The organism is uncultured Desulfovibrio sp. (assembly GCF_902477725.1).
GTDB lineage: Bacteria > Desulfobacterota > Desulfovibrionia > Desulfovibrionales > Desulfovibrionaceae > Desulfovibrio.
The window spans coordinates 165,510-185,937 of sequence record NZ_CABSIF010000001.1 but is presented as its reverse complement, the minus strand read 5'-3'; the positions used below and the strand labels follow the sequence as shown (position 1 = coordinate 185,937).

Annotated in this window: 18 protein-coding genes; 8 read left to right on the top strand and 10 right to left on the bottom strand. The window is 57.6% G+C overall.

Features of this window, described 5'->3' with window-relative positions; translation table 11 throughout:
- The 4 genes from RDK48_RS00800 to RDK48_RS00785 all read right to left on the bottom strand — a co-directional run bounded on the left by RDK48_RS00800 (position 1) and on the right by RDK48_RS00785 (position 5,151).
- Positions 1 to 831, bottom strand: a complete 831-nt coding sequence (locus tag RDK48_RS00800) for a thiamine pyrophosphate-dependent enzyme (protein ID WP_022659691.1) — start codon at positions 829 to 831, stop codon at positions 1 to 3.
- Between the two features lie 12 nt (positions 832 to 843).
- On the bottom strand, positions 844 to 1,971 hold the full coding sequence (locus tag RDK48_RS00795) for a 2-oxoacid:acceptor oxidoreductase subunit alpha (RefSeq protein ID WP_298996126.1): 1,128 nt from the start codon (positions 1,969 to 1,971) through the stop codon (positions 844 to 846).
- A 523-nt stretch (positions 1,972 to 2,494) separates the two neighbouring features.
- Positions 2,495 to 3,763, bottom strand: coding sequence for a (Fe-S)-binding protein (locus RDK48_RS00790; RefSeq protein WP_298996124.1), 1,269 nt, complete (start codon positions 3,761 to 3,763; stop codon positions 2,495 to 2,497).
- A complete protein-coding gene (locus RDK48_RS00785; protein ID WP_298996122.1) occupies positions 3,760 to 5,151 on the bottom strand; it encodes an FAD-binding oxidoreductase in 1,392 nt (463 codons plus the stop codon). The genes RDK48_RS00790 and RDK48_RS00785 overlap by 4 nt, the downstream gene beginning before the upstream one ends.
- An 888-nt stretch (positions 5,152 to 6,039) precedes the next feature.
- Between RDK48_RS00785 and epsC the strand changes: the two genes are divergently transcribed.
- Entirely contained in the window at positions 6,040 to 6,951 is a 912-nt protein-coding gene (gene epsC / locus RDK48_RS00780) for a serine O-acetyltransferase EpsC (protein ID WP_192112680.1), read from the top strand.
- Between the two features lie 49 nt (positions 6,952 to 7,000).
- On the opposite strand, the gene RDK48_RS00775 is transcribed toward epsC, so the two are convergent.
- Complete coding sequence (locus RDK48_RS00775) at positions 7,001 to 7,306, bottom strand: hypothetical protein (protein WP_298996119.1); 306 nt, start codon at positions 7,304 to 7,306, stop codon at positions 7,001 to 7,003.
- A 267-nt stretch (positions 7,307 to 7,573) separates the two neighbouring features.
- Here RDK48_RS00775 and RDK48_RS00770 point away from each other — a divergent pair, with 267 nt between their 5' ends.
- The 6 genes from RDK48_RS00770 to RDK48_RS00745 all read left to right on the top strand — a co-directional run bounded on the left by RDK48_RS00770 (position 7,574) and on the right by RDK48_RS00745 (position 13,629).
- On the top strand, positions 7,574 to 8,173 hold the full coding sequence (locus RDK48_RS00770; protein ID WP_022659699.1) for a MarC family protein: 600 nt from the start codon (positions 7,574 to 7,576) through the stop codon (positions 8,171 to 8,173).
- A gap of 294 nt (positions 8,174 to 8,467) precedes the next feature.
- Positions 8,468 to 9,778, top strand: coding sequence for an NCS2 family permease (locus tag RDK48_RS00765; protein ID WP_298996115.1), 1,311 nt, complete (start codon positions 8,468 to 8,470; stop codon positions 9,776 to 9,778).
- Positions 9,779 to 10,016: 238 nt separating this feature from the next.
- Positions 10,017 to 10,637: a signal peptidase I gene (lepB, locus tag RDK48_RS00760; protein ID WP_298996113.1), complete on the top strand. Its 621-nt coding sequence runs from the start codon at positions 10,017 to 10,019 to the stop codon at positions 10,635 to 10,637.
- Positions 10,638 to 10,766: 129 nt separating this feature from the next.
- Positions 10,767 to 12,290 (top strand): YifB family Mg chelatase-like AAA ATPase, encoded by a 1,524-nt coding sequence (locus RDK48_RS00755; protein ID WP_298996111.1) that lies wholly within the window; start codon positions 10,767 to 10,769, stop codon positions 12,288 to 12,290.
- A 154-nt stretch (positions 12,291 to 12,444) separates the two neighbouring features.
- Positions 12,445 to 12,876 carry a MarR family winged helix-turn-helix transcriptional regulator gene (locus RDK48_RS00750; protein WP_298996108.1) on the top strand — a complete coding sequence of 144 codons (432 nt, stop codon included), beginning with the start codon at positions 12,445 to 12,447 and terminating at the stop codon, positions 12,874 to 12,876.
- A gap of 3 nt (positions 12,877 to 12,879) precedes the next feature.
- On the top strand, positions 12,880 to 13,629 hold the full coding sequence (locus RDK48_RS00745) for an SDR family NAD(P)-dependent oxidoreductase (RefSeq protein ID WP_209818235.1): 750 nt from the start codon (positions 12,880 to 12,882) through the stop codon (positions 13,627 to 13,629).
- Between the two features lie 93 nt (positions 13,630 to 13,722).
- Here RDK48_RS00745 and RDK48_RS00740 read toward each other — a convergent pair whose 3' ends face one another.
- Positions 13,723 to 14,865 (bottom strand): D-alanyl-D-alanine carboxypeptidase family protein, encoded by a 1,143-nt coding sequence (locus RDK48_RS00740; RefSeq protein ID WP_298996104.1) that lies wholly within the window; start codon positions 14,863 to 14,865, stop codon positions 13,723 to 13,725.
- Between the two features lie 562 nt (positions 14,866 to 15,427).
- Between RDK48_RS00740 and RDK48_RS00735 the strand changes: the two genes are divergently transcribed.
- The gene (locus RDK48_RS00735) at positions 15,428 to 16,174 is read left to right on the top strand and encodes a cyclopropane-fatty-acyl-phospholipid synthase family protein (RefSeq protein ID WP_298996273.1); all 747 of its coding nucleotides are present in this window, start codon (positions 15,428 to 15,430) and stop codon (positions 16,172 to 16,174) included.
- Positions 16,175 to 16,255: 81 nt separating this feature from the next.
- Here RDK48_RS00735 and RDK48_RS00730 read toward each other — a convergent pair whose 3' ends face one another.
- The 4 genes from RDK48_RS00730 to ahbC all read right to left on the bottom strand — a co-directional run bounded on the left by RDK48_RS00730 (position 16,256) and on the right by ahbC (position 20,422).
- Positions 16,256 to 16,711 (bottom strand): AsnC family transcriptional regulator, encoded by a 456-nt coding sequence (locus RDK48_RS00730; protein WP_298996271.1) that lies wholly within the window; start codon positions 16,709 to 16,711, stop codon positions 16,256 to 16,258.
- Between the two features lie 59 nt (positions 16,712 to 16,770).
- Positions 16,771 to 17,976: a heme b synthase gene (gene ahbD, locus RDK48_RS00725; RefSeq protein WP_298996103.1), complete on the bottom strand. Its 1,206-nt coding sequence runs from the start codon at positions 17,974 to 17,976 to the stop codon at positions 16,771 to 16,773.
- Positions 17,976 to 18,962: a porphobilinogen synthase gene (hemB, locus tag RDK48_RS00720; RefSeq protein WP_298996101.1), complete on the bottom strand. Its 987-nt coding sequence runs from the start codon at positions 18,960 to 18,962 to the stop codon at positions 17,976 to 17,978. Before hemB ends, ahbD begins: the two co-directional genes overlap by 1 nt.
- A 275-nt stretch (positions 18,963 to 19,237) precedes the next feature.
- The gene (gene ahbC, locus RDK48_RS00715; RefSeq protein ID WP_298996099.1) at positions 19,238 to 20,422 is read right to left on the bottom strand and encodes a 12,18-didecarboxysiroheme deacetylase; all 1,185 of its coding nucleotides are present in this window, start codon (positions 20,420 to 20,422) and stop codon (positions 19,238 to 19,240) included.
- Between the last annotated feature and the right edge of the window lie 6 nt (positions 20,423 to 20,428).

Below are 20,428 nucleotides of genomic sequence, written 5' to 3'. Positions count from 1 at the left end.
CTACTTTCCTCCCTTGGCGGCCGTGATCACCGCGCGCTCGGCCTCGTAGCGAGTGTTGAAATCGTGAACGTCCTTGTCGGCGATGACGCCGGTGACAAAGTAGCCAAGATCCGCTGCGTTCTCGATGGAATCAAACTTTGCCTGGGAAACGGCCTTTTCCTTGAGATTGCGCAGCATATCCACAGGCTGCTTCATCTTGTTGCGGGGGCCGAACAGGGTGGAGCAGGGGCTCATGGCTTCGATAAGCGAAAAGCCTTTTTTCTGGATACCGGCAACAATGCGGTTTTTGAGGCGCATGCCGCTGGTGACGGATTCGCGGGCCACAAAGTTGGCCCCTGCGGCGCGCACCAGATCGCACACGTCAAAGCCGCGCTCGGGGTTGCCGCCAACAGAGGTGCTGGTGATGGCTCCGTTGGGCGTGGTTGCCGAATACTGGCCGCCGGTCATGCCGTAGTTCAGGTTGTTCACAATGATGGCCGTAAGGTCCATATTGCGGCGGGCCGTATGGATAAGATGGTTGCCGCCAATGGTGGTGCCGTCGCCATCGCCCATAAGAACGATGACGTGGAGATTGGGGTTGGCCGCCTTGGCGCCGGTGGCGAAGGTGAGGGCGCGCCCGTGCGTGGTATGCAGGGCATTGGCGGAAATATAATCATCGGCCTTGCCCCAGCAGCCAATGCCGGTGACGACAAGAACGTCTTCCTTTTTGAGATTCAGCTCGTCCATGGCGCACAAAAGCGCGTTCAGGACAATGCCGTTGCCGCAGCCCGCACACCACATGAGCGGCAGTGCTTCTTTGTTAAGAAGCGAGCGTGAAATAGCCTGTGCCATTGTATTTCTCCTTTACTTCAAGGCGGCTGCGATCTGGGCCGGGGTCATGATGCTGCCGTTGTAGCTGTTAACCCCAACAACCAGCGATGGATCCGGCACATACTTTTTCACTTCTCCAGCCAGCTGGCCGGAATAGTTCATTTCAGCAACAACAATGCGCTTGGCCTTGCGTGCGGCTTCCCGCACTTCCACATCGGCAAAGGGCCACAGGGTTTGCAGCTGGAGAACGCCAACCTTGCCGCCGCTGGCATTTGCCTCTTGCGCGGCACTGCGGGCCGCACGGGTGACTACGCCGGAAGTAATGATCAGGGTGTCGCAGTCTTCTTTACCGAAGTAGCGCGTCATGACGATCTCATCACGGCCCTTGGCAATCTTGGTGTGCAGCTGGGCGACCCTGCGTCCGGCATTTTCGGGCGTATTGCAGCTAAAGCCGTTTTCGCCATGCATGGAGCTGGTGACATGGAAAACATAGTCGCTGCCATAGCGTGCCAGAGGAGCAACCGCGCCTTCATCAAAGCAGAAGGGCTTGTAGTCGGCGGGTGCGCAGGTGGGCTGGCTACGGTCAACCACCTCCACTTCACCCTGGTCAGGAATGACGACGTTTTCACGCATATGGCCGCAGACTTCTTCAGGGGCCATGATGACCGGCACGCGGTATTTTTCGGACAGGTTGAAGGCCTTGACCGTCAGGTCAAAGCATTCCTGTACCGAGGCCGGGGTCAGCGCGATAATTTCCTGGTCGCCATGCCGTCCCCAGCGCAGCTGCATGATGTCGGACTGGGCCGGTTTGGTGGCAAGGCCTGTGGATGGGCCGGAACGTTGCACGTTCACTACCACCACAGGTACTTCGCCCATGGTCGCCATGCCGAGGTTTTCCTGCATAAGCGAAAAACCGGGGCCGCTGGTGGCGGTGAACGACTTCACGCCTGCCAGCGATGCACCCACAATGGCGCCCATGCTCGCCAGTTCGTCTTCCATCTGCATGAAAATCCCCCCAAGCTTGGGGAGCTCGCGCGAGGCGATTTCAGCAATTTCGGACGAAGGGGTGATGGGATACCCGGCGTAAAACCGCGCTCCTGCGTAGAACGCGCCTTGGGCTATGGCGGCGTTACCCTGGATGAGCTTGCTTTGTTTTTTCATTGCCTTTCTAAACCTCGTTTCCGTTGTGGTGCCACCAGTAATTATTCTGCCATTGCTCAAATTGATGTGTACTGCTTTGTGCAAAACAACTTCATTTGTCGGATGTAACGGCATTAATTGCAGTTGTAATGGCTGTAATTCTCTTTTTTATATGAAAAATACAGGCGCTTGAGAGTGTATTTTTCTGCCATTATCCAAGAGTTGCAGTTTGTAGTTTAGCAAATATTGTGCCAAAAAATTGATTGCTACACTGCGCTGAAATTACTTCTCTTTTTTCTAAAGGCTGGATTGTTTGGTTAACTATGTTTTCGGCTGTGTTGCGAAAGTTAACGTTGTGTACCGTTGCGAAGTATTGGGCTGATCCGTTATTTCCGCGGAAAAATTAAATAACAGGGCGTTATGAATATTCTGCGGTTGACTGGATCCTGTTTCCCCTGCGGGCATGCTCGCTGTGCAGATGGCTCAATCAAAACAGCAAGCATGCCCGCAAGGGATGCCGCGTAGGGGACGCGGCATGGCCCTGTTACAGGCCATATGCCTTGGCAAGCAGTTCGGCAGTGTGCAGCACGCGAATGTTTGCGCCGCGGTGGCTCAAACCGTCGATAAGCTGCATCTTGCAGGCAGAACAGCCCGTGGCGACAACATCCGCCCCAGTGGACAGAATGTCGCTGGTTTTATCCGCCAGAATCTGCTGGGACAGCTCGTAGTGGGTGGCGCTGAACGTGCCCGCGCAACCGCAGCAGACATCGGGGCGGCTCATTTCCACAAAGCGCAGGCCGGGTATGGCGCGGATGAGGCTGCGGGGCTGCTTGGAAACGCCCATGCCGCGCACAAGGTGGCAGGCATCGTGATAGGTCGCCTTGAGGGGGACGTTCTGCACATAGGGCGCAGGGCCAAGCTTGATGAGGAAGTCGGAAAAGTCGAAGACCTTGTCCTTGAATCCTTCCCACGCAGAAAGCGCGTCGCTGTTTTGCAGCACCTCGCCGTATTCCTTGCTGAGGGCCGAGCCGCAGGTGGCGCAGCCGGTGATGACGGCGTCAAAGCTGCCGCGCGAAAGGATGCGCGCGTTGTTTTCAGCCAGCAGGGCCGCGCCGTCAAAATCGCCGGATGAAAACAGTGGTGTGCCGCAACACTGAAGGTTGTCCAGCAAATGCACTTCCACGCCGTTGGCAACCAGCACGTCTATGAGGGCCTTGCCTGCATTGACATAGACATAGTTGAGCATGCAGCCGGGGAAAAAGGCCACCCGAGCACGGGCGGATCCCTTGGGGCTGCTGACGGCAGGCATGATCTTGCGCAGCGGCTTGTCGGCCAGGGCCGGGACAACGCGGCGTAGGTTCAGCCCTGCGGCGGGGATGGGAATGCGTGAAACCTTGCCCGCGCCGTTTTCCGTATTTTTGAAGAGTATGGACTGAAAAGGTTTGGCGTGGCTCAGGGCCATATCAAACAGCCGACCCTTGGTGACAGCTTTGAAGGCGATGCTCTTTGCGGCTGGCAGCTGGCCTTCTTCCGCCATCTTGCGGCGTAAGGCCATGATCAGGTCGGTGGTGTTGACGCCGGAAGGGCAGATGGCCTTGCAGCGCATGCACAGGGTGCAACGGGCGGCCAGTTCCATCAGTTCCTTGGTGGGCTTTACCGTGCCGTCCGCCAGAGAACGCAGCAGAAAAAGCTTGCCGCGTGAAGAATTGGATTCTTCGTATGTCTTGCCGTAAACCGGGCAGATGGTGAGGCACTGCCCGCAACGGGTGCATTTGAGGGCGGCTGCTTTCAATTCGTCCAGGGACTTGCTCATGCCTGGCCTCCGAAGATGCAGCCAGGATTCAGGATATTGTTGGGATCAAGAGCCTTTTTGATGGCCCGCATGGCCCCGACCTGAGCTTCGCCCAGCTGCTTGGTGATGTAGGGCGCTTTTTCGCGGCCCACGCCGTGCTCCGCAGAAACTGTCCCGCCCATCTTGATGATTTCGTAATGGAACTCGGAACGGGCCTTGGCGGCTGTTTTCTTTTCTTCATCTGAGTTGAAGAAGAAGTGCGGATGAATGTTGCCGTCGCCCGCATGGCCCTGACAGCTCACCTTGATGCCGTGCTTCTTGCCCACTTCAAAGAGCATGTGCACGGCCTGGGCAAGCTTGTTGATGGGCACAGCCGGGTCGCCGCCCAAACGTCCCTTTGCCACGCGTGCAAGGGCGGGCAGGCCGGAACGCCGCGCAACCCAGAGCTGCTCGGCTTCTTCTGCGGTTTCTGCCACGTGAAAATCGACCATGCCCAGCTGCTCGCACACCCGGCGGATCACTTCCACCTGCGGCTTGAGGGTGGAAACGTCGCCGTCCACTTCGATCAGCAGCATTGCGCCCGCATCCACGGGCAGACCGGCATGGGTGTAGTCTTCAACAGCGCGGATCAAAGTCTGTTCCTGAAATTCCATGATGGAGGGCACAACGCCGCTCGTCATGATTGCAGAAACAGCCTTGGCGGCGTTTTCAATGTTGTTGAAGGCAACGCGCATGGCGCGCTTTGCCTGCGGCAGGGGAATGAGCTTGAGGGTGATTTCTGTTATGACGCCAAGCGTACCCTCAGAGCCAGTGAACAATTGGGTCAGGTTGTAGCCAGTCACGTCCTTGATGCACTTGCCGCCCGCACGGATGATCTCGCCCGAAGCCAGCACGACCTGCATGCCCGTGACGTAGCTTTTGGTGGTGCCGTACTTGACGCACTGCAAGCCGCCTGCATCGGTCGCCACGTTGCCGCCGATGGAAGAAAACGTGAAGCTGGCAGGGTCCGGCGGGTACATGAGGCTGTGCGCGGCAGCAGCTTTTTTGATGTCGGCAGTGATGGCGCCGGGGCCAACGACAGCCATCAGGATTTCCGGCTCCACAATGATGGAGTTCATGCGTTGCAGCGAAATGATGATGGAATAGTCGCTTTCAGTAATGGCGTTGACGCTGAGGCCGCTTCCCTGTGAGCGGGTGACCACGCTGATTTTGTGCTCATTGCAGAAGCCGACGATTTTGGAAACTTCTTCGGCGGTGACGGGCAGTGCTACCAGAATGGGCAGAAAGGCTGATGGGGCCGCCCCGCCAGCATTGTAGGTGTAACAAACGAGGTCTTCCTGCTTGGTGAGCATGTTTTTTTCACCGATAAATGAAGCGATATGTGTGCGAATATCCTCTTTTGTCAGCATTTTTTCTCCTCGCTAACCGCATTGGCGCGGTGTGCAAAATTGGGGTCTTCCAAACGGCTGCCGATGGCATGAGCGTCCAGCAAGACCGCGACAACATATTCAATAAAATCGCGGACACTCCGCGCATAACTTGTCTGTTTTGACGTAACCTGAGCCGTCATTTGCCGAGAGCTTGCGACGCTTGTTACGATAGCTCATGGCTAAGCAGCAATCATGCCACAAGGAATATAATTTTATTTTTTAATTAGTTAGATGTATTTTTATGAAATTCTGCTGCACAAAATCCCCAGTGCCCGTTTATATTGCGTACGCGCTGGTTGCAAAACTTAACACGGTGTGAATCGAAGCTAATAATGCCGCGCGGCTTTGCGTGTGGGGTTGCTTGCCGGTGCGGCGGTCTGTGGCTGGAGCTGCTCCAGCTCGTGGCATTCTGCACCCAGCCTGCGGGCATGGCAGCGGCACGGTTGCCATCTGTTCGTCTGCTCATCTGCCAACTTGCCGGATTCGGGCAGACACGGCAGAAGGAAAAAACGCTGAAAACAGTTTTGTGGATTAAGGCTGCGGCTGCGGGCTTGCTTATGCCCGGAGCGTGCTTACTGAATAACAACGGGACAGTGTTTTTTTAGGGCACGTAGCGTATGGAATATTTCTTCTGCATGCAGCTTCTTTGTGAGAGGATGGTGGGTGGTTTGAAGTACGGAACGCCAGCTTATGTTAAAAGTTTTAACGAACGGCCTGATTTATCATGTATTCTTTGGAGCGGCTCTGGCTGCCCATTGCGGCAGCGGGCAACTCCATGTAGACTTATAAGAATTACCGGGATGCCCGCAGTAGGTCTGAGCCGCCTGTGGGTTCAAGCGCAACCGAATATTTCCGCAGGATTTTGATATGAACAAAAAGCAGGACATCACCACGACCGGCATGCCCCTTATAGACAGCGTTGTTGAACGCCTCTGCCGCGAAGATTCGCTCAGCACCGTGTGGCACCGCTCGGGGCAGGGAGCGCCCATGCCGTCTTTGCCGGTGCTTTCTGAAATACTAGAGCGTCTGCGCGCGGCGATCTTTCCCGGTTATTTTGGCGCGGCCACTGTGCGGCGCGAATCCATGCGCTATCACCTTGCCGCCAACCTGGACAGCATCCACCGCCTGCTGGGCGAGCAGATCGTGCGCGGCTTCTGCTTCAGCTGCGAGGGGCTGGGCATTCCCTGCACCTCGTGCGAAACAGAGGGCCAGCAGGCGGCTCTGGCATTTATGGACAGCCTGCCGGAAATTCGCCGTCTGCTGGCGGGTGACGCCAAGGCCGCCTACGAGGGAGACCCTGCGGCCACCAGCCCCGGCGAGACCATTTTCTGCTATCCTTCGCTGCGGGCCATGTTTCACCACCGCATTGCCCACGAGCTCTACAAACTCAAGGTGCCGGTCATTCCGCGCATCATTTCTGAAATGGCCCACGGCACAACGGGTATCGACATCCACCCCGGTGCGGCCATTGGCGAGGAATTTTTCATCGACCACGGCACAGGCGTGGTTATCGGTGAAACCTGCATCATCGGGCGTAACTGCCGCCTGTATCAGGGCGTGACACTGGGCGCGCTCTCCTTTCCCAAGAATGCGGACGGAACCCTCACCAAGGGCAATCCCCGGCACCCCATACTGTGCGACAACGTCACTGTTTACGCCGGGGCCACGATTCTTGGCCGTGTGACAGTGGGCAAGGGGGCCGTCATCGGCGGCAATGTGTGGATTACTCAGGATGTACAGGCGGGAGCCCGCATTACTCAGGAGAAACCCCGTGACTAAAGGCCGCAAGCAGCTGCGCCGTCTGGCGCTGCTTTTGTCTTGCGTTGCCCTATGCGCCGCCTTGCTGAATCTTGGCGGCTGCGGCCTCAGTGTGAAACCCAAAGGCCAGGTGGTGACAGACGTCAGCGTGGGGCATTAACGCGGCTTGGGCCCCTGCCACAAATTGACAAACCCTGTCGTTCTTGCACGCTCCTGTGGCGCGCAGGAACGGCAGGGTCTGTTGTTTGCTTTTGAAGCATTGATCAAGGTTGCTGGCAGACTGGCAGGGGGTGCTTGAAACCGCGCAGGCATCAGGCCGTGCAAGGCGCGCCAGTGTAGGAAATTTCAGGTTCAGGCGGGCTGGCGCTATGGACATGCCGCCTCTTGCATGACATACTCCCGCCTTCATAAATTCTGGCCTTTCGCGGCGCGTGTTCCTTGGTGTGTTTTCATTTTGAAATGTTTGCTTGCCAGCAAGGCCTCCAATCTGCCTTCAGGGGTAACTTCCTGTAGGGCAATGATTGGGGCAACGGACAAGATACATTGCCTTGCAAACATTTTATGTGCGGATTTTTGCAACAATTCGTGCAGGGCAGGCAAGTTGCTCTAACGCTAGGCTTCCGGCGCAGGAAGGGGAGTTCGCATGGAATTTTTTACTGAAGTTGTGGGCACGAGCATCAAAATTTATGCGCTCATGACGCCCCCTGCCGTGCTGAGCGCCTTTATCAGCGGCACCAAGGGCTTTGATAAAAAACAAAAATCCAGGGTGGCCGCCAAAACCTCTGCGGCCATCTTTCTTATCGGCGTTACGCTGTTCCTGTTTGGCCCGCACCTGTTTTCGCTCTTCGGCTTCACTCTTGACGCCTTTCGTATCGGCGCGGGCGTGTTGCTTTTTCTTACGGCAGTTTCCCTCATGAACGATGACGGCAAGGATGCGCTTTCCGGCAAGGAGGGCGACATCAGCGTTGTGCCGCTGGCCATACCGCTTGGCATGGGGCCTGCCTCCATCGGCGCGGTAATGGTCATGGGCGCGTCCGCCACAGAGATGCATCAGGTGCTGGTGGGGGTGTTTTCGCTGCTGGCCGCTGCCTTTGGCATGTTTGTGCTGCTGTGCATGGCCGATGGCGTGGTGCGCGCCCTGCACCGCACGGGCATTGCCGTGCTGTCCAAGTTGACGGGGCTTTTGCTGGCCGCCATTGCGGCACAGGTAATTTTTACGGGCATACGGGCCTTTCTGGGGTAGAATATTTGTCCCGGTGCACGGTTCGGGCCAACAATGCGAACAGACGGCGAAAATTACGGATTTCGCCGTACTTTCTATAAGATGAACAGAATTTGGTGGTAGAGGGGTAGGCCGCCCCGGCTGTGGTTCAGGTCCAATCTGGGCACAGGCTCGGGGCGAGGCCCGGAAGCGATGGCCGCAAGCGGCTGTGCTGCAAAGGGCAAAGCAAAGAGATTAACGGCATGGGGGCTGCTGCCCCGGCGCAAAACAACTTGATATCTTGGGCGCGCGGTGCGGCAACAAGAGGAGGATGTCATGGGCATACTGGAAAAAATGTTTAATCCTGCGGCCAGAGGCAGTACGGTTCGGCGCGAGATACGGGCTGGCCTTACCAGCTTTATGGCCATGTGCTACCTCATTTTTGTGGTTCCCAGCATGCTTGCTGACGCCGGTATGCCCAAGGATTCCGCCGTGGCGGCCACCATCTGGATTACCGTCATTGCAACGCTGATCATGGGCCTGTGGGCCAAGTTTCCCGTGGGCGTAGCGCCCGGCCTCGGCATCACGGCCTTTTTTGCCTACTATGTTTGCGGCCCTGCGGGCTATACATGGCAGACTGGCCTTGGCGCTGTGTTCATTTCTGGCGTGGTCTTTCTGCTGCTCACCGTCACCAAGGTGCGCCAGCTTATCATCAACGCCGTTCCCATGGATCTCAAGTACGCCATCGTGGTTGGTATTGGCGCGTTCATCGCCTTTATCGGCATGAAGAGCTGTGGCCTCGTGGTGGCCAGCCCGGCCACCTTTGTGACCCTCGGTAACCTGGGCGACCCTAAAACCCTGCTTTCGGTGGCGGGCATCTTCCTCATCAGCGCGCTGCTTGCACTGCGCGTGCCGGGAGCCATGATCATCGGCATCGTGGCCATTGCGGCGGCGGACATGGTGCTGAACGGGCCACATATGCCGCAGGGCAGCATCATCAACACATCCCTGCTCCTGCCCACAGAGACCTTCATGGCGATGGACCTCAAGGGCGCGCTGCACCACGGCCTGATCTCCATCATTTTTACCCTGACCATGGTTGATCTGTTCGACAACATGGGCGTGCTCATCGGCCTTTCTCAGAAAGCCGGGTTCATTCGTGAAGACGGGCACATTGAAAATCTGGACAAGGCCCTGATTTCCGACTCAATCGCCACTATGGCCAGCGCCGTCATGGGCGCGACCACAGCCACCAGCTATCTTGAAAGCGCGGCGGGCGTGGTCGAAGGCGGGCGCACCGGGCTGACCGCCGTGACCATTGCGGTGCTCTTTTTCCTCACCCTGTTTTTTGCGCCGGTGATTGGCATGGCTCCGGCCTATGCCACGGCCCCGGTGCTGATCATCGTGGGCGCCATGATGATGCAGGAAGTGGGGCGCATCAAGTTCAAGGACTTTACCGTTGCCTTGCCCGCCTTTTTGACCATCATCAGCATGCCGCTTACCTTCAACATCGCCACGGGCTTTGGCTTTGGCTTTGTGAGCTGGGTCGGCATCAAGGTACTTTCTGGGCGTTTCAAGGATCTTAACGTGGTGATGGTGGTCATTGCCCTGTGCTTTGTGGTCAACTTTGCCCTGCGCCTCCACTAGAGTCTTTTATGGAGCAGCCGAGTCTTGCAAGGTAGCCTGCTCCAGGCTCAATAGCGGTAACGCATTGTGATTGCTGAACAGGCTCCTGTTCCGGCTGATGCCGGGCGGGGGCCTGTTTTTTGCGGAACCGCAGGGAGAAGAAGCACTGCTCCTTGCCTTTACTTTCGCATCAGGGCATACTTTGCGACCGAAAATGTAACGTTCACCAGCCCCAAGGGCACATGAGGAATATTCGCACATGGCAATGCTTCTGCAATCACAGCGCCCCCCCAAACCCCTGTGGCGGGAATACGGCGAAGCTCTGTTCGTCGCGCTTATTTTGGCTCTGGTCATCCGCACCTTTGTGGTGCAGGCATTCAAGATTCCTTCGGAATCCATGGTCAAAACCCTGCTTGTGGGCGATCACCTGCTGGCAAGCAAGTTTTCCTACGGCATCAAGATTCCCTTTACCCACTCCTACATTTACAAGGGGAGCGACCCGGTCAAGGGCGACATCATCATTTTTGAATACCCCAATGATCCCAGCGTGGACTACATCAAGCGCATCATCGGGACGCCCGGCGACACCATTGAGGTGCGCAACAAGCAGCTGTTCCGCAACGGTGAGCCGGTAAAGGAATCCTATATCCGCTTTACCGAGCCTGACCGCATCCAGCCGGTGCGCGATAATTTTGGCCCGATCACCGTGCCTGAAGGCAAGTATTTTGTCATGGGCGACAACCGGGACAACTCGATGGATTCGCGCTTCTGGGGCCTTGTGGACCGCAACGCCATACGCGCCAAAGCTTGGCGCATCTATTGGTCGTGGGGCGGTCTGGGTGATATCCGCTGGGATCGCATCGGCAAGGCCGTGCAATAGCATCTGGCGGTACCTTCTGCTTGCAGACGTAGAGGGGATTTGCCCGGTGCGCCTGACAGCAAGACTTTTGCGGCGCGGATAGATGCAACCATCCGCGCCGCTTATCATTTGCAGGGTCAAGGAGAGCGCATGGTTGTCCGTTTGAACAGCGGCGGGGTTGAGGGTGTGGATGCCTACCCCGTGGAACTGGAAGTGGACTTCGTGCGGCAGGGACTGCCCGGCTTCACCATGGTGGGGCTGGCGGAAACAGCGGTGCGCGAGGCCAAGGACAGGGTCTTTGCCGCCTTGCGGGCTTGCGGCTTCAAGCTGCCCCCGGCGCGGATTACGGTAAACCTTGCCCCGGCGTGGCGGCGCAAGAGCGGCGCAAGCTATGACCTGCCGCTGGCCGTTGGGCTGCTGGCCGCTGCTGGGATTATACCTGCGGAGCCTTTGCAGGGCATGTATCTTGCGGGCGAGCTTTCGCTCAATGGCGCGTTGCGCCCGGTGAGCGGCGTGCTGCCCCTGGCCCTGCTGGCGCGTGAGCATGAAGCCGCAGGCTTGGTGGTTCCCCCTGGCAACGGCGCGGAAGCTGCGGTGGTGCGTGGACTCAAGGTGTTCGCTCCCGAGGGGCTTGGCCGCTGTGCGGCCTTTCTGGCTGGCGCGGAGCCGCTTGAGCCTCTGTGCGAACCGGTGGCTGATATGCTCGAGGCTCCTGCCTACAGGCAGGATTATGCCGAAGTCAAAGGGCAGGAGGCTGCCAAACGCGCGCTGGAAGTGGCTGCGGCGGGTGGGCATAACGTGCTGCTCATTGGCCCTCCCGGCAGCGGCAAAACCATGCTGGCGCAGCGTCTGCCCACTATTCTGCCGCCGCTGGACTTTGAAGAATCCCTGGAAGTCACCAAGATATACAGCGTGTCTGGCAAGCTGCCGCCCGAGGCCGGGCTTATGCGTGTGCGGCCCTTCCGCGCGCCGCACCACACCATATCCGACGTGGCCCTTGTGGGCGGCGGGGGATACCCGCGCCCCGGCGAGGTGAGCCTTGCCCACCGAGGCGTTCTTTTTTTGGACGAACTGCCGGAATTTCGCAAAACAGCCCTTGAGGCGCTGCGCCAGCCTCTGGAAGGCGGCGTGGCTGCCATTGCGCGCGCCGCGCACAGTGTGAACTTTCCCGCTGCCTGCATGCTTGTGGCAGCCATGAATCCCTGTCCATGCGGCTATTACGGCGACCCCACGCACCAGTGCACCTGCCGCGAGGAACAACGGGTGCGCTATCAGTCGCGACTTTCCGGCCCCATGCTGGACCGCATTGACGTGCATGTGGAAGTGCCTGCTGTGGCTTATGCGGATTTTCGCGGTGCAGGCCGCGGCGCTTCGTCCGCACAGATGCGCGAACGCGTGCTCAAAGCCCGGGCAACCCAGCGGGCGCGCTACGGCAGCAATGGGCCGCGCTGTAACGCGGAGCTTTCAGGCGCGTTGCTTGATCAGCATTGCGCGCTGGATGCCGAAGGGCATGCCTTGATGGAGGCTGCGGTCAACCGTCTTTCCCTTTCCGCGCGGGCATGCGCCAGAGTGCTGCGCATGGCCCGGACCATTGCCGACCTGGATGATGCCGCCAGCATTGCCACCCGGCATCTGGCCGAAGCTGTGTCGCTCCGAGTGCTGGACAGGGGCTGATTCAGCAACATCCCACAAACTTTAAGAATGTTAACGCCTTGGTCAGCCCTAGTTTAGGTGAGACCTGGGGCGCGAAGTGTTCTTGACTAAATACATGACACGGTCATATATCAACCGAGGAATATATTTCCCCAGTTCTATATATGAGGTGTTTATGGAAAACGATATGTTGGAAAAATCGTACATCCCTTTTCAATGTTTGGTAATCAACACTCTTAACCGATTCAATGTGGAAGGCATCACCACCGCGCAATACGAAATTTTGGATGCCCTGGTCACGAACGGCAGCAAAACCACCACGGAACTGGCCACCCTGCGTGGAATTTCGCAATCTGGCACGTCCAAGCTTACCAAAAGGCTTTTGGATAAAAATTATATTGTGCAAAAGAAAAGCGGAACCGACAGGCGCAGTTACGACATATCAATCACTCCCGAGGGAAGAGATTTTCTTAACAGAGCGGAAAAATTCAGAAAAGAACTGCTGCTCACTATCGAAGCCGCCTTGTCGGAACAGGAACGCGAAACCTTTGCGACCCTTTGCCGCAAAATCGTAGCTTCGTCCGCCAAGGGAAAGGAAAAGGCGTAACCAATGAAATTTAGGGGCAATATCGCCATAGTTACAGGCGCTTCCACTGGCGTTGGCGAAGCCATCGCTCAGGAGCTTTATGGCCGTGGGCTTACAGTGGTTATAACGGCCAGGGACAGTGCGGCTATTGAGGCCACGGCACGGAACATGGATCCATCCGGACAACGCGTTTTCCCCATGATTGCAGATGTCAAAGACCATATTTCCGTCAAAAACTTGATTGATTCGATCATGGAACGCTGGGGAAGAATTGACTATCTTGTGAACAATGCGGGTATAACCGGGCCGCATGGCGTCTCCATATGCGATTATGATGTGGAAGACTGGCAGGAAGTTATCCAGACGGATCTGAGCGGCGTTTTTTATGGGATGAAGTATGCTATCCCCGCCATGCTCAGGAACGGAGGTGGCGCGGTGGTCAATCTTTCCGCCGTCAACGGCATGGTGGGGATTCCGGGGATTGCCCCTTACACTTGCGCCAAACACGGCGTTGTGGGACTGACGCAATCTGTTGCGCTGGAATTTGCAGAAAAAGGTATACGTGTAAACGCTCTGGCCCCAGGCTATGTTGATACCCCCCGGATGAAAGAGTTGCCGGAAAGCGTTCGGCAGATGATGGCGGAATCTCACCCCATGAAACGGATGGCGAAACCGGAAGAGGTGGGCAAACTGGCGGCTTTTTTGCTTTCAGATGAAGCATCGTTCATTACCGGCGGTTGTTATACTGTAGACGGTGGCTACACTGCGCAATAGCGTGGAACGTCTCTCCCCCCCGGTTTTATAAGAAAGGCCCGTGAACCTTTGTGGTTCACGGGCCTTCAAAATTTTCAGTTGGGCGGCTTTGCTTTAGCTGGCGTTGTTGGCAACGCGGCGGGCTGCCTGCCCATCGGTGCCATTGCTGCGCTGGCGTGCGACTTTTTCCACGTTTTTCTTTTTGTTTTTGGCCGTTTTGGTCGCCTTGGCCTGCTTGCTGTGGTTTGTGGCCTTGGCGCGGTGTACAGTCTGGGCACCCTCGCCCTGGTCGTTTCCGGCAAATTGATGGTATGCCTCGCGGGCATTCTTGCGGATGTCGGGGTGATACTTTTCGCGCGGCAGGGTGTCCAGAGCGGCCAGCACTGTGGGAGCCTCGCTGTTGCATACCTCAAAACCGGCATCCAACAGGCGGAAGGCTTCAATGCTGCGGATCTGCGAATCGGGCGCACCCATGATAACGGCCAGCAGGCGTTTGTCGCCCTTGAGCGCCGTGAAAATCATATTGTAGCCCGAGGCGTTGATCCAGCCGGTTTTAAGGCCGTCCGCGCCAGGGTACTGCCCAAGAAGGGGGTTTTTGTTCCAGGTGACGCGGCCCCGGTAGTTCAGTACATGGGTATTATGGAAGCGTAACGCATCGGGGTAGGTATGCAGATAGGCGCGGGCAAGGGTCAGCATGTCGCGCGCGGTGGTGTACTGCCCCTTGGCCGGGAGGCCATGCGGATTGACAAAGTAACTGTCTCGCATGCCCAGATCGCGGGCCTTGGCATTCATCATGTTGATGAACGCGGGCACGGAGCCGCCCACATACTCGGCCATTGCCGTGCTGGCATCGTTGCCGGAAGAAACAGCCATGCCCGTGAGGAGCTGGTCGAGCGTAACCTGCTCATTCTCGTTGAGGCCCATGCGCGAGCCGCCAGTGCGGGCCGCATTGCGGCTGATGGTGGTGGTATTGTCAATGCGGGCCAGGCCGGAATTGATCTGATCCATGGCAAGAAACATGGACATGACCTTGGTCAGCGAGGCCGGGGGAATGCGCTGGTCGGCATTTTGCTCAAAAAGTATGGCGTCGCGGTCAAGGTCGTATAAAATGGCGGAACATACGCCAAGGGAACTTTGCGGCGGAACGGCTGGGGCCGAAACAGCAGCGCCTGGCTGTGACAGGAGGGCTGCACAAAGCAGGGCGGCGATAGCAAAGAGCGTGCGGAGCGGCAGGCAAAAACGACGGGTGCTGGTCATGCACAGTCCTTATGCGTTGGCTGGACGTCAAGCCTCAAGTGCGCTGCGCTACGCGGCTGCAACGGGCTAAGCCGTGGGGTCGCGGGCGTATGTGTTGAGGAAAGCCACGAGAAAAAGTTTAGAGATTTGCTAAATGGAACAACGCAATGCTTGTGTACTAAAGATGGGCAGTTATGGCAAGCAGGCAGAGTCCCCCATTTTGCGCTATCTTTGCGCGATGTTGCGTTGTTCCAGTGGGGTGGATATTAATTTTACTCCATTTCCTGACATATCTGCGTGACAACCGATTCATTGTTTAGTTTAGTGGTTCCTGCCTAATCGATGTATGGTTGCAGATTTGCTATTATTCATTTCTGAAATAACAAGTAGAATGTTTTTTTCATCGGTATTGCATAATATTCCAGTGCATGTTGGGCGTGTAATGGATTACTGCACGTCTATCATAGCTATAAAAAATGAAATGACGTGTCTTTGATTTTTTGCAACATGCAAAGAGGCTATTGAATGGCGTATCGCACTCAATATCCCGAACGACATGAAATAAGGCAAGGAGGCTACAATGTTGGATATCCCACGTATTTTCACCATTACGGAAAGCGAACACCGCATCCATAATCCGTATACTTCAGAAAAGCTTGCTACCCTCGGGGCCGCGCTGCGTCTTAAACCGGGAACCCGAGTGCTCGACCTTGGCTGCGGCTCGGGCGAAATGCTCTGCACATGGGCGCGTGATTACGGCATCACAGGCCTCGGCGTAGACATGAGCCTGCTGTTTTGCGGGCAGGCACGGCTCCGCGCGAAGGAGCTTGGCGTTACTGGTCAGGTGGAGTTTGTCCACGCTGACGCCGCAGGCTACGTTGCGGCTGAAAAGGTTGATCTGGCCGCCTGCGTTGGGGCCACATGGATAGGCGGCGGCGTTGCGGGAACAGTTGAGCTTTTGACGCACAGCCTTTGCCCCGGTGGGATTGTCCTCATTGGCGAGCCATATTGGCTGCGCATGCCGCCAACGGAAAACGTTGCCCAAGGCTGCGGCGCAACGGCCGTTGCCGACTTTCTCACTTTGCCCAAGCTTATCGAATCGTTCGGTGATCTTGGTTATGATGTTGTGGAAATGGTTCTGGCAAATCAGGATGGCTGGGACAGGTACGAAGCTGCCAAGTGGCTGACCATGCGGCGCTGGCTTGAGGCCAACCCGGATGACGACTTTGCCAAAGAAGTTCGCGACCAGCTGACCAACGAGCCAAAGCGGTACGCCACGTATACGCGCGAGTACCTTGGTTGGGGCGTGTTTGCACTCATGGCGCGGTAATCAACAACTACAGGCATGAAAAAGCCGGTGCTTTCGATTTTTGCGAAAGCACCGGCTTTGTTGCCCCAAGGCTGTAGTGTATCAGGCGTCTGCATCCATGCGAAAATCCACACGGATTTTATACAGTTTGGTGGCAGGCAGGTTAAGAATGGCAATGCCGGTAGCTTCAGTGAGGGCATCAAGCGTGGCCTGGCTTTCCTCCCGCGAGGGGCTGATAAGCGTGAACCAGATGTTGTAGGCATGCTCGCGCAGGTAGTTGTGCGTCACGCCGGGGCAGGCGTTTACCCGTGCCACAAAGTCGTCCATTTTGTCGTCCGGCACCTTGGCGGCGCACAGGGTGGACACAAAACCCAGTTTGGCCGATTGGAAGTTGGCCCCCAGACGGCGGATGATCTTGCGGGCCTTGAGGCCGCGCACGCGTTCAAAAGCTTCTTCCTCACTGATGCCAAGCATCTGGCCCAGATCTGCATAGGGGCGCGGCGTGAGGGGAAAGCCTGTCTGGATGATATCCAGCAGTTGACGGTCAACGCTGTCCATCAGCGTTTCGGTGGTGGCCGCGTGGGCCGTAGGCTGCGTCATGGCGTTCCTCATGTGGCTCAGGGGTTTTCCTTGCGGCGCAGTTTGGCCGGAATATAGGTGCACAGGGGCTCCTCGCCCATGTGGTCGCCGTCCATGCTGTGGGCGCGGGCGCGGCAGCCGCCGCAGACTTTGTGATATTCGCACACGCCGCACTTGCCCGTATAACAGGACTGGTCGCGGAACTGCAAAAAGTATTTACTCTCGCGCCATATCTGCGGAAAGGGAGTTTCGCGCACGTTGCCGCAGTTCAGCTCAAGGTAGCCGCAGGGCTGCACCTGCCCCACATGGCTGATAAAGCAGAAGCCCGTGCCGCCAAGACAGCCGCGCGTGAGCGCGTCCATGCCGAAGGTTTCGGGTGTAACGCTGATGCCTTCTTCCTTGGCGCGCTGGCGCATGATGCGGTAGTAGTGCGGCGCGCAGGTAGCCTTGAGGTGCATGCTGGTGCTCTTGCGAAAATCATACAGCCAGTGCAGCACGTCTTCGTATTCCTGCGCGGTGATGACCTGATCGGCCAGACCTGAGGCGCGCCCCATGGGCACCAGCAAAAAAATATGCCATGCGGCAGCGCCGATGCTTTCGCACAGCTCGAATATCTTTTTGAAGCTGCTCAGATTGTTGCGCGTGACCGTGGTGTTGATCTGAAAGGGCACGCCCACGGATTTGAGGTATTCGATGCCGCGCAGCGATGCCTCGAACGCGCCGGGCACGCCCCGGAAGCTGTCGTGACTGGCGGCGTCCGGCCCGTCAATGGAGATCGAGCAGCGGTTGACTCCGGCATCCTTGATTTTTTGTGCGTTTTCGGGAGTTATGAGGGTGCCGTTGGGCGAAAAGGCGCAGGGCAGCCCCTTGCTGTGGGCATAGGCCACCAGTTCGTACACGTCGGCCCGCATCATGGGATCGCCGCCGGTAAAGATGATGATAGGCTTGCCCACCTGCGGGAAGGTATCGATGAGGGCCTTGGCCTCTTCGGTAGAAAGCTCGCCGGGGTACGGCTCCGTGTGGGCCTCGGCACGGCAGTGCTTGCAGGCAAGATTGCAGGAACGGGTCACTTCCCAGGCGATGAGGCGACAGGCGGGGCTGCCGTCCTCAAGGGTGCGCAGGGGGGCGGAGATGCTGTCCGGATGACCGGAGGAAGGGTTGCCCGCTGCGGCTGCGGGGTGCCCGCCCGGATGGCCAGCGGGGTGGCCGCCGGGGTGCCCCATGTTGTGAGGGTGATTGCTCATTATCGTGCCAGTCCTTCGCGCAGGATGGTTTCTGTAAAGTAGGTGATGATCATGTCCGCCCCGGCGCGCTTCAGGCCCGTGAGGGATTCCAGCATGACGGCGCGCTCGTCGATCCAGCCGTTGAGGCCAGCCGCGCGGATCATGGAGTATTCGCCGCTCACCTGATAGGCGCACAGAGGTACGCTGGTATTGTCGCGCACGGTGCGGATGATGTCGCTGTAAGGCCCGGCGGGCTTTACAATCAGGGCGTCCGCGCCTTCTTCTAGGTCGGCAAAGGCCTCAAGCAGGGCTTCGCGGGCATTGGCCGGGTCCATCTGATAGGATTTGCGGTCACCGCAGGCCGGGGCGCTTTCCGCCGCTTCGCGGAAGGGGCCGTAGTAGGCCGAGGCATATTTGACGGCATAGGACATGATGGGCGTTGCCATAAGGTCGCCTTCGTCAAGCGCTTCGCGGATGGCGGCTACCCGGCCATCCATCATATCCGAGGGGGCAACCATGTCCGCGCCTGCCGCCGCATGGCTCACCGCTGTTTTGGCAAGCAGGGGCAGGGTGGCATCGTTGTTCACTTCGCCAGAGGGCATGAGTATGCCGCAATGCCCGTGGCTCATGTATTCGCACAGGCAGACGTCAGTGATGACGTAAAGCTTGGGCCAGCGGTGCTTGAGCAGACGCACGGCCTCCTGCACGATGCCGTCCTCGGCGTAAGCGCCGGAGGCGTATTCGTCCTTGAGCTCGGGAATACCGAAAAGAATGACGGATTTCAGGCCTGTATCCACGGCCTTTTCCACCTGCTTTTCCAGTTCGGCAAGGCTGAGCTGGAACTGGCCGGGCATGGAGCCTATTTCCTTGCGAAAGCCCTTGTCGTCAGTTTCCACAACGAAATAGGGCATGATGCAGTCTTCAACCAGAAGGGGCGGGGTTTCGCGTACTATGGAGCGCAGTTCCGGGGTGGCGCGAAGGCGGCGGCCTCTATGGAATGTGGTCATGGCTGTTGTCCTTTATTCTGCGAGTTGCAGGTCGGTGCTTGGCCAGCCTGTGCGGCAATGCTGCCGGTGATGCAGTAGTTGTTCTGTATGGCAAAGGCGCGGCAGCCGTGACTGTTGCTGTTTGCACAGCGGTTGCCGGGTGCTTTACGCAGTATCAGTATGCCCTTTTGTCCACATAAAAAACAAGCGGCGCGCCTGGGCGGAACGTAGCGGGCTACGACCGGGGCGCGCCGCCATGCTTGCACATTCAGCGGAAAAAGGGCTGCGCCGGAGCGCTACTTGATGCCGATTTCCTCATCAGTCAGATAGCAGGCAGGATCCTGAGCCCATTCGTCGCCGTAATAGGCTTCGGCGCGGGCGCGGAAGTTGCCACCGCAGATGTTCAGGAACTGGCACTTGGCGCAACGGCCCTTGACGTGGGTCTTCTTGTCCTTGAGCTTGTGCAGCAGTTCGATCTGCGGGTCGTCCCAAATCTGCGAGAAGGGGCGTTCCAGCACGTTGCCAAAGGTGTGGTCGCGCCAGAACTGGTCGGCGTGAACCTTGCCGTCCCACGAAATACAGCCGATGCCGCGACCAGAGCTGTTGCCCTCGTTGTACTGCAAAAGCTCAAACACTTCTTCGGCCCGTTTGGGATCTTCGCGCTTCATGCGCATCCATACGTAGGGGCCGTCGGCGTGGTTGTCGACAGTAAGGATTTCTTTGGGCTTGCCAGCGTCAAAAAGGGCGCGGGTTTCATCCATGATAAGATCGAGCACCTGACGGGTTTCGGCGTGATCCAGGTCTTCCTTGATAAGCTCGGAACCACGTCCAGAGTACACCAGGTGGTAGAAGCAGGCGCGGGGCACTTCCAGATCCTTGAGCAGGCGGAAGATGCCGGGAATTTCAGACACGTTGCGCTTGTTGATGGTAAAGCGCAGGCCCACCTTGAGGTTTTCGGCCTGACAGTTGGCAATGCCTTCAAGCGCTTTTTGGTAAGCACCGGGCACGCCGCGAAACTTGTCGTGCACTGCTTCCATGCCGTCCAGCGAAATGCCAACGTAGGAAAGCCCCACTTCTTTGAGTTCGCGGGCCTTTTCCTTGGTGATAAGCGTGCCGTTGGTGGAAATAACCGCGCGCATGCCCTTGGATGTGGCGTGGCTGGCAAGTTCCACCAGATCCTTGCGCACCAGCGGCTCGCCGCCGGAGAACAGCATGACCGGCGCGCCGTAGGCCGCCAGATCATCGATCATGGTTTTTGCCTGAGCGGTATTGATATCGTCCGAACCGTCAACTTCAATGGCGTGGGCGTAGCAGTGCACGCACTTGAGGTTGCAGCGCTGGGTCATGTTCCAGACCACAACGGGCTTCTTATCTTTGGAGAATTGCAGCAGGTGCGAGGGCAGCTTGCCCGATTCGCGTCCGTAACGCAGAGCGTCGGAAGGCTCGACCTGTCCGCAATACAGCTTGGAAATGCCTATCATGGCCTT

Bases quoted from the DNA above. Each gene is read 5' to 3' on its own strand.
- RDK48_RS00745 (WP_209818235.1), top strand. From the start codon at position 12,880: ATGAAATTTAGGGGCAATATCGCCATAGTTACAGGCGCTTCCACTGGC.
- RDK48_RS00750 (WP_298996108.1), top strand. From the start codon at position 12,445: ATGGAAAACGATATGTTGGAAAAATCGTACATCCCTTTTCAATGTTTG.
- RDK48_RS00765 (WP_298996115.1), top strand. From the start codon at position 8,468: ATGGGCATACTGGAAAAAATGTTTAATCCTGCGGCCAGAGGCAGTACG.
- RDK48_RS00755 (WP_298996111.1), top strand. From the start codon at position 10,767: ATGGTTGTCCGTTTGAACAGCGGCGGGGTTGAGGGTGTGGATGCCTAC.
- RDK48_RS00730 (WP_298996271.1), bottom strand. From the start codon at position 16,711: ATGGACAGCGTTGACCGTCAACTGCTGGATATCATCCAGACAGGCTTT.
- RDK48_RS00770 (WP_022659699.1), top strand. From the start codon at position 7,574: ATGGAATTTTTTACTGAAGTTGTGGGCACGAGCATCAAAATTTATGCG.
- RDK48_RS00775 (WP_298996119.1), bottom strand. From the start codon at position 7,306: ATGTCCATAGCGCCAGCCCGCCTGAACCTGAAATTTCCTACACTGGCG.
- RDK48_RS00800 (WP_022659691.1), bottom strand. From the start codon at position 831: ATGGCACAGGCTATTTCACGCTCGCTTCTTAACAAAGAAGCACTGCCG.
- ahbD (WP_298996103.1), bottom strand. From the start codon at position 17,976: ATGAGCAATCACCCTCACAACATGGGGCACCCCGGCGGCCACCCCGCT.
- lepB (WP_298996113.1), top strand. From the start codon at position 10,017: ATGGCAATGCTTCTGCAATCACAGCGCCCCCCCAAACCCCTGTGGCGG.
- ahbC (WP_298996099.1), bottom strand. From the start codon at position 20,422: ATGATAGGCATTTCCAAGCTGTATTGCGGACAGGTCGAGCCTTCCGAC.
- RDK48_RS00785 (WP_298996122.1), bottom strand. From the start codon at position 5,151: ATGCTGACAAAAGAGGATATTCGCACACATATCGCTTCATTTATCGGT.
- RDK48_RS00795 (WP_298996126.1), bottom strand. From the start codon at position 1,971: ATGAAAAAACAAAGCAAGCTCATCCAGGGTAACGCCGCCATAGCCCAA.
- RDK48_RS00740 (WP_298996104.1), bottom strand. From the start codon at position 14,865: ATGACCAGCACCCGTCGTTTTTGCCTGCCGCTCCGCACGCTCTTTGCT.
- hemB (WP_298996101.1), bottom strand. From the start codon at position 18,962: ATGACCACATTCCATAGAGGCCGCCGCCTTCGCGCCACCCCGGAACTG.
- epsC (WP_192112680.1), top strand. From the start codon at position 6,040: ATGAACAAAAAGCAGGACATCACCACGACCGGCATGCCCCTTATAGAC.
- RDK48_RS00790 (WP_298996124.1), bottom strand. From the start codon at position 3,763: ATGAGCAAGTCCCTGGACGAATTGAAAGCAGCCGCCCTCAAATGCACC.